Consider the following 8,310-nt stretch of genomic DNA (forward strand, 5'->3'; position numbering starts at 1 on the left):
ATGCCGAGTTCAAATCGCCGACTGAAGTGCGTGATGTCCTGAACTATCTTGAGCTACTCAAACTCGCGGGGTTGATGAAGATGTGATTTGTGATAATACGAATTTACCTTAACTGCATTTGCAGAGCACAAAAAGCCCCCTTCCGGGGGCTTTTTCAAAACTAATCTGTCCAAAAGTTATCCTTCGAACAGGTCTTCCGCCTCGACTATCTTCAACGCATCGGCGTTAATACCGAGATCATATGACTCAATAAACTTGTCCTCGTCAAGGAGCTCCTGAGGGGTATTGCCCGCCTGATATACAATCGGAGTTTTCTCTCCCGACAGCAGTAAATCGCGGACTTTTTCCGCCTCTTCCGTTACAATCGCTACTTTGAGATTCTTCGACTGCAAATATTTCTTAACTGCGGCGTTCACGTCCTCGCGTGTCAACAGAGCCAGTTCTTTTTCTATCTTGTCAATAAAGTATTCGGTGCCGTACCAATCTGAATCCATCACATACCCTAACCGCCTGCTCGCCGTCTGCACCCAGAGTTTCGAGTAGTTCAGGAGGTATTTGCGTGTAGTCTCGAAATCCTCTTCCGAGATACCGTCCGTTACGAGCATATCGAGTTCCCTAACCGCCTGTTTGAGGGAAAACAGAGCATTCTCATGAGCCACCGGGCGTATCCAGATACTGAAGAACTGTTGTCTTCGCGGAATGTTCGGCACAGGAAAAGTACTTCCGCCGTCCTGCACGAAATTCTCTATATAAGAATAGTCGCCGTAATTCAAACCCCTGTCTTCGCGCATGTGATTCATCAGCTTACCGTTGAATGTCCTGTGCTCGCCGAGATATGAATTGGCAATCATCAACGCGTAGAAATCTTTGTCAGAACGTGTTACGGCTATCGGAGCACCGATAGAAATTGCCGCTCCGTCGTTCGGCTTTTTGACGATCATAACTTCAATACCGCTGATCGGGTTCGGTTCGGGAAGGTCAACAACAGCAGGAGCATCTTTAGCCAACACGGAGAAATCAGCCCGTATTCTATCGATAAACCCGTCAGGATATCCTCCCGCAATTCCTATAACGAGATTATCCTGAGTATAGTTAGCCGCAGCATACGCTTTGAGGTCTTCAATAGTCAGAGCCTCAAGCGATTTAACAGTTCCCGGCCCTCTTCTGACATACGGGTGTCCTTCGTACATAAAGAGATTAAGAGCGGCTTTTCCGAGGTTCTCATCGTCATTACTCCGCAGAGTATTCTTTATGTAATTCGAGTGCTGATCGACTATTCTCTTAAAATCCGACTCGTCCCATCTCGGATTCAAGATAAGATTCGAGAAAATGTCATAGAACTCCTCTAAATGATCTACGTGGACGTTTCCGGTGAATACCGTTACCTCTTTATTTATCTGTTGACCTATATTTGCCGCCATCGGATAGAGAGCCTGCACAACGTCATTATACGACATCTCGCCCGTTCCTCCTTGCGCCATCACAGATGCGGTGATAGCGGCTATCCCTTCTTTCCCCGCCGGTTCATTAATTGTGCCGCTCCCAAAAAGGATTCTGAACGCTATTAACGGAGAATGCGCGCTCGGCAGTTTACTGACTTTCAATCCGATCCCCTTCTTTTTCATTACGTCCGTTTTCTGAGACGCACAGCCCGCCGCCAATAACGTTGACAGCAAGACCAAAACAAATATATGGCGATTCATCACTCACCTCCGTCATTACTCAAAGTCACTACCGTTCTGTTCTCTACGCTGAAATATTTATTGGCGGCATTCCGAATATCTTCCGCCGTTACACTGTCATATAACTTATACAACCGGTTTACCGTCTCAGGGTCGCCCGTCAAGCCGATATAATGTCCGAGCGTGCCTGCGACGCTTTTCGGGCTGTTCAATCCCATGGCGAAACTGTATTTAAGATGAGATTTTATCGAATTGAGCCGTTCTTCGTCAGCGAGAACCGTTTTCGTTTCCTCAATAGCTTTGTAGATCTCCTGCTCAACCATCTCAACATTTGCAGGGTCTTTCACACGTGTAAATATCGTGAACATCGTAGCGTCCCTTCGGTCAAAAGCGCTTCCCTGAACGAAATCCACCAGCTGCTCCTCGATGACCAATTTCCTGTATAGAGGCGATGATTGCGAAAATGCCAGCTGTGAAAGCAGGTCGAGAGCGGGCATATCTATCTCTGTGTCGCTGAACGGCGGTCCGTGATACCCTATCGCCATGATCGGTAAGGTCGGGTTCTCCCATGTCAGGTGAGCTCTTTTTTCTTCCGTCTGCGCTCCTTCCTGAGGAATTTCCGGCTGTCCGGGGCCGCGTTCCCAATTCCCGTAATACTTCTCCGCAAGAGCCATCAGGTTAGAATGGTCAACGTCACCTACGACGAGAATAGTGCAGTTTTCGGGTCTGTAATACGTATCAAAGAAAAAGAGACTGTGCTCATACTGATTCGGCATATCCTCTATGTCGGCAAGGAATCCTATCGTGGTATGTTTATACGTGTGCGTTTCGTATGCCGTATCCCGAAGTTTTTCTATCAGCGGAAGAAACGGGCTCGTTATGCTCTTACGATATTCACCGAGCACTGCCCCCGCTTCTTTCTTAAAATCTTCTTCATCGTATTTCAAATTCTGAAACCTGTCCGATTCGATTTGAATTATCGCCTCGAGCGCGCCGGAACTGGAAAGCGAATGGTATGCGGTGATATCATCACTGGTGAAAGCATTGTGGTCAGCCCCAACAGCTTTCAAAACGTTGTTATAATCTTCAGATGAATATTTATCCGTGCCTCGAAACATCATATGCTCGAAGAAATGAGCGAATCCCGATTTCCCGGGTTCAATTTCATTTCGCGAACCGGTGCGGACGATTGTGTAAAATGCAATCAGCCCGGGGCTGTCGAATTCCACCGAGACTACGTTCAGACCGTTCGCCAAAGTTCCTGTCGTTATCGGATATTGAAATATCTTCTCTTCTCCTCTAATTTCACCTGTAAATAAAAAGATGGAAATCGTAAGCATCACGAGAAGAGCTCGCGTAAAACTTTTTGAGTTTCCCATTATATATTCTCCGGTTCAATACTGATTGTGATCCTAATCTTATACGAATGACAGCCGGAAAAGTTATCAAATATTTCAGTGACAGACAAGCGGAAAAGTCATTTTTTTATCCTGTTCATTCATATCAGCGCATGGGAAAATCTACCACATCACGCTTTCATTTTAACCGCTGAAGTTTATATTTAACGACTGAATCATGAATATAAATTCAATTCACGGGATACTTGTCGTTATCGCATTAAGTCTTTTGACTTCTGCATGCTCGATTCGGAGCATGGCGATAAACTCGATCGCGGATGCCTTAAGCGCAACGGGCACCGGATTCGCCTCGGACGACGATCCGGAGCTGATCCGCGAAGCGGTTCCCTTTAGTCTCAAAACGGTCGAGACACTTCTTGAGGAAAGACCGGAACATGTAGGTCTCCTGCTGACCGCTGCAAAGGGGTTCACACAATACGGTTACGGATTCATCCAGCAGGACGCCGATTTCATAGAGGAAGAGGATTTTGACGAGGCGCTCAGGCTCAGAGACCGCGCGTCAAAACTCTACGACCGCTCAATAAGATATGCGCGCCGGGCTCTCGAGGTCAATCACAAAGGGTTCATCTCTGCGTTCGATACAGATCCTGAATCAGCCGTGACTATTCTCGATAAAAATGACGTCCCGCTTATTTATTGGTACTCCGCTGCGCTCGGATTGAAAATCTCTCTCTCCAAAGACGACCCGATGGAGATAGCGAAGCTTCCTCAGGTCGAATTTTTAATCGGCAGAGCTATCGAGCTCGATGCCGGCTGGGACAGAGGCGCGCTTTACGAGTTTATGGTCTCCTTCGAGGGTGGACTCTCCGAGATCATGGGCGGTTCTCCTGATAAGGCTGATGAATATCTCGATAAAGCGATCGAGCTGTCAGGCGGAAGACGGGCAGGTCCTTACGTCGCTTATGCCGAGTCCGTTTGTGTTATGCAGCAAAAGAGGGACGTTTTCGTTGAGATGCTTGAAAAGGCGCTCGCAGTAAGCATAGATGAACCTTCGGAAGACAGGCTTGCGAACATTATAGCGCAAAACAGGGCGCGATGGCTGCTTGAGACGATTGACGACCTTTTCTTTTAACCACATTACACGGAGAATTTCTTTGCGTTTGTTTATAATAAAATTATTTCTATCTCTTTTTTCTTTTGTGCTTATCACTACAGTCGCATCGGGACAGAAAAAAATAAAAGTAAAAATTGCTACGTTAGCACCGAAGGGTTCTCCATGGCACGAGATACTCGTTAAGATGGGGAGAGAATGGCGGGAAGCCTCAAACGGGCAGATTCAGTTGAAGATATATCCCGACGGAGTTGCCGGTGACGAAGATTCGATGATTCGTAAGATGCGCATAGGTCAGTTTCAGGCGGCGGCTCTTACTTTTAACGGCTTAGCGTTCATCGACCCTTCGGTAAAGGCTTTTGCCATACCGATGCTCTATGACGACTACAGCCAGCTTGACAGGGTTAGAGAAATCTTGGGTGGAGAGATACGACGTCGAATGGAAGCTAACGGATTCATACTGCTTGCATGGGCGGACGTCGGCTGGGTCCGGTTCTTCTCTTCAAAGCCTATCATGACACCCGAAGACCTCAAAAAGATGAAAATATTTACGTGGGCCGGCGATGAGGTCGCCCAGCGAATGTGGTCTAACGCAGGCTACCATGCCATTCCGCTTCAACCGATAGATATACTGATGGGACTACAGACCGGACTGATAAACGCTTTTTCTTCACCTCCCTTCGGCGCTCTCTCCTCACAGTGGTTCGGAATTGCAAATCATATGCTTGATCTTCGTTTTGCTCCTTTTATCGGTGGAATTGTAATAGATAAAAGGACATGGAACAAGATTCCGGAGGAGTATAAACCAGAGTTGATCGCCGCTGCCGACAAGCTTGCCCGGCTGGTTAAGGAAGATCTCCGGCATGGAGACCAGGCGTTTATTGATGCTATGGTAGAACACGGTCTCACGGTTCACACTCCTGACAGTGCCACAAAAGATCTATGGAGGGAAACAGCACAGACGTTTTATCCCGACCTGCGGGGAGATTTCGTTCCGGCGGATATTTTTGACCGCGCAGTAGCTATCAGCGACAGCCTCAGGGCGCTCGATTCCGCGGGAACAGACGGTCAGTGACCGAAAATCCCGATAAGCCTGAACCCGCACGGGTTCAGAAAAACTTCATAGTTCGCTATCTCCATAAATTCGAGGATTACTTCTCAATAACCGTCCTCCTTATGATGGCTCTTTTGCCTTTGATAGAGATCATCTACCGCAACTTTGCCGCAGGTGGAATAGCCGGCTCCTCGGTAGTTGTCCAGCACCTCACGCTCCTGATCGCTTTTTCGGGAGCCGCAATCGCTGCGAGAGAAGGCAGGCTGCTTTCGCTTACATCGGGCAAAGCCCTTTTCAAGGGAAAACTGGGCGAATATTCCCGTTATTATGCAGCTGCCGTCGCTGCAGCCGTCACAGCCGGACTATTCTGGGCGAGCTGGAAGATGGTAATGATCGATTATGAATATCCCATAGACATAATATCCGGCGTTCCTAACTGGCTTGCCGAACTCGTGATGCCGATAGCGTTTGCCCTGATACTCGTTCGGCTGATCCTCAAGTCATCAGAGAGACTGAAAGTCAGGCTTCTGATTGTGGGTGTGGTCATAGTTATCGCTATGCTCGGTAATATAGAAGCGTTGCAGGAATCGAGCATTGTCTGGGTCGCGCTTGTTCTGTTATTGGCTTCAGTCGCTTTCGGTGCGCCGATATTCGTCGCACTCGGAGGCGCCGCGCTACTGTTATTCTGGAGCGATTTCGAACCGATCGCCGCCATCCCGGCCGAGAGCTACAGGATTGTTGTGTCACCTACTCTCCCCACGATCCCTCTCTTTACTCTTGCCGGATATTTTCTCGCCGAAAGCAATGCCGCCAAACGTCTCGTAGGTGTTTTTAGGGCGTGGTTCGGGTGGCTTCCGGGAGGTACTCCTATAGTCGCTGTCGTTGTTTGCGCTTTCTTTACGACATTTACGGGCGGCTCCGGCGTTACGATACTTGCGCTTGGAGGGCTTCTCCTTCCGATGCTCATTCAGGAGAAGTACCCTGAAACATTTTCCGTGGGAATCCTTACCGCATCCGGCTCACTCGGTCTCTTTTTCCCTCCGAGCCTCGCAGTGATTTTGTACGGCGTGATTTCACACACTCCGATAGACGAAATCTTTATAGCCGGCGTTGTCCCCGGTGTCTTTCTGATGGTTATTATCGCATCTTGGGGTATCCGGCAGGGATATATATCCAACATACAGAAAACGGAATTTGACGCAAGGGAAGCTTTCAGGGCTCTCTGGGTCGCTAAATGGGAAGTGGCGCTGCCCATAGTCGTCTTGGTCGGGATTTACGGCGGTTTTACCACTTTAGTGGAAACCGCATCGCTTGCGGCGCTCTACGCCCTTGTAGTTGAGGTTTTCATTCATAAGGACTTGAGCCTTCGGAAAGACGTTCCCCGTGTAATAGCCCTTTGCGCTGTCCTGATCGGCGGTGTACTGATAATTCTCAGCGTGGCGATGGGACTTACGGCATATCTGGTCGATGCTCAGGTTCCAATGCTTGCCCTTGAATGGGTGCAGTCGCACATTGAATCACCATGGGTTTTTCTGCTATCTCTGAACGTTTTTCTGCTTATTGTTGGAATGATGATGGATATATTTTCGGCTATCGTAGTGGTGGTTCCATTGATAACTCCGATAGCTGCCGCCTATGGGATCGAGCCGGCTCATTTAGCGATAATTTTCCTCGCCAACCTTGAATTAGGCTATCTTACACCGCCGGTAGGCATGAATCTTTTTCTGGCGTCATACAGGTTCGATAAGGATCTTCTCACCGTTTACCGCTCCGCAATTCCGTATCTGATAATACTTCTCATCGGCGTACTGGCTATCACGTACATTCCGGTTATAACTCTCGGGCTCGGCAGGCTGCTCGGGATATAGCCACATAAAACTTGCATTTCGGTCTCCGCTTTCAGTAATATTCACCCTGCCTTTTTAATAATTGTTGGTTATTAAGCACTTATTGTTCATTTAGGGGTCATTAGAAGGAGGAATAAATGTCCAACGAAGATTCAATCAAAACCACTTCCGAAAGTTCTGAGATTTTCAATCCGAGCGACAAGGTGGTAAGTCAGGCGAACATTAAAGATTATGATACGCTTTATAAAAGATCTATAGAAGACCGTGAAGGCTTCTGGGCGGAAGAGGCGGAGAAACTCGAGTGGTACAAAAAGTGGGAGAGCGTTCTCGACGAATCGAACAAACCGTTCTATAAATGGTTTAGCGGCGGGAAAATAAATATAATTCAAAACGCAATCGACCGGCATCAAGAGAGTGCCGTCGCCGACAAGACAGCGATTATCTGGGAGGGGGAACCGGGCGACTCCCGGAAGTTCACGTACCGCGAACTCAATGAAGAGGTTTCAAAATTCTCTAATATCCTGAAAGACAAAAAAGTAAAAAAGGGCGATATTGTCACTATCTACATGCCTCAGATTCCCGAACTAGCTTTCGCTATGCTCGCCTGCGCGAAGATAGGCGCCGCACACAGCGTGGTTTACGGTGGGTTCAGCGCTGAATCTCTGTCACAGAGAATCAACGATGCGCAGAGTCGTCTGCTCATAACCGCAGACGGAGGCTGGCGGCGGGGTAAGATCACGGACCTGAAAGCGATTTCGAACGAAGCGATGAAACGTGCTTCGATTATTGACGTCTGCATCACGGTTAAACGAACCGAACACGATGTTGAGATGCAGGAGGGTCGCGATTTCTGGTATCATGACCTCCATGCCGATGCGAGTCCCGAATGCGAAACTGAACGGACTGACGCCGAAGATATGCTCTTTATTTTATATACTTCCGGAACTACGGGCAGTCCGAAGGGAGTTCTTCACACGCACGGGGGATATACGCTCTACACTTCGGTAACTCATAAGTACGTATTCGATATCAAAGATGATGACATCTGGTGGTGCGCCGCAGACCCCGGCTGGATTACCGGTCACAGTTACATCGTTTACAGCCCGCTGATCAACGGAACAACCGTGATGATGTACGAGGGCGCTCCCAATCATCCCGACCCGGGTCGTTGGTGGCAGATGATAGATAAGTACAATATCAGCATTCTTTACACCTCTCCTACGGCGATAAGAGGGTTGATGCGATTTGGTGACGAATG

At 48.3% G+C, this 8,310-nt stretch carries 6 protein-coding genes; 4 read left to right on the forward strand and 2 right to left on the reverse strand.

Translation table 11 applies throughout. The features are described from left to right. Positions 1-176: 176 nt before the first annotated feature. Together IID12_08520 and IID12_08525 are read right to left on the reverse strand one after the other, a co-directional pair. Entirely contained in the window at positions 177-1,703 is a 1,527-nt protein-coding gene (locus IID12_08520) for an insulinase family protein (GenBank protein MCH8289133.1), read from the reverse strand. Next, positions 1,703-3,061: an insulinase family protein gene (locus IID12_08525; protein MCH8289134.1), complete on the reverse strand. Its 1,359-nt coding sequence runs from the start codon at positions 3,059-3,061 to the stop codon at positions 1,703-1,705. Before IID12_08525 ends, IID12_08520 begins: the two co-directional genes overlap by 1 nt. A gap of 196 nt (positions 3,062-3,257) precedes the next feature. Between IID12_08525 and IID12_08530 the strand changes: the two genes are divergently transcribed. The 4 genes from IID12_08530 to IID12_08545 all read left to right on the forward strand — a co-directional run. Beyond that, positions 3,258-4,172 (forward strand): TRAP transporter TatT component family protein, encoded by a 915-nt coding sequence (locus tag IID12_08530; protein MCH8289135.1) that lies wholly within the window; start codon positions 3,258-3,260, stop codon positions 4,170-4,172. Between the two features lie 22 nt (positions 4,173-4,194). Then, a complete protein-coding gene (dctP, locus tag IID12_08535) occupies positions 4,195-5,226 on the forward strand; it encodes a TRAP transporter substrate-binding protein DctP (protein MCH8289136.1) in 1,032 nt (343 codons plus the stop codon). Continuing rightward, a complete protein-coding gene (locus tag IID12_08540) occupies positions 5,223-7,073 on the forward strand; it encodes a TRAP transporter large permease subunit (GenBank protein MCH8289137.1) in 1,851 nt (616 codons plus the stop codon). Before dctP ends, IID12_08540 begins: the two co-directional genes overlap by 4 nt. Positions 7,074-7,189: 116 nt before the next feature. Beyond that, positions 7,190-8,310: AMP-binding protein (locus IID12_08545; protein ID MCH8289138.1), on the forward strand; the 1,121-nt coding region annotated here is incomplete at its 3' end.

Source organism: Candidatus Neomarinimicrobiota bacterium (assembly GCA_022567655.1).
GTDB lineage: Bacteria > Fidelibacterota > SORT01 > SORT01 > SORT01 > JADFGO01.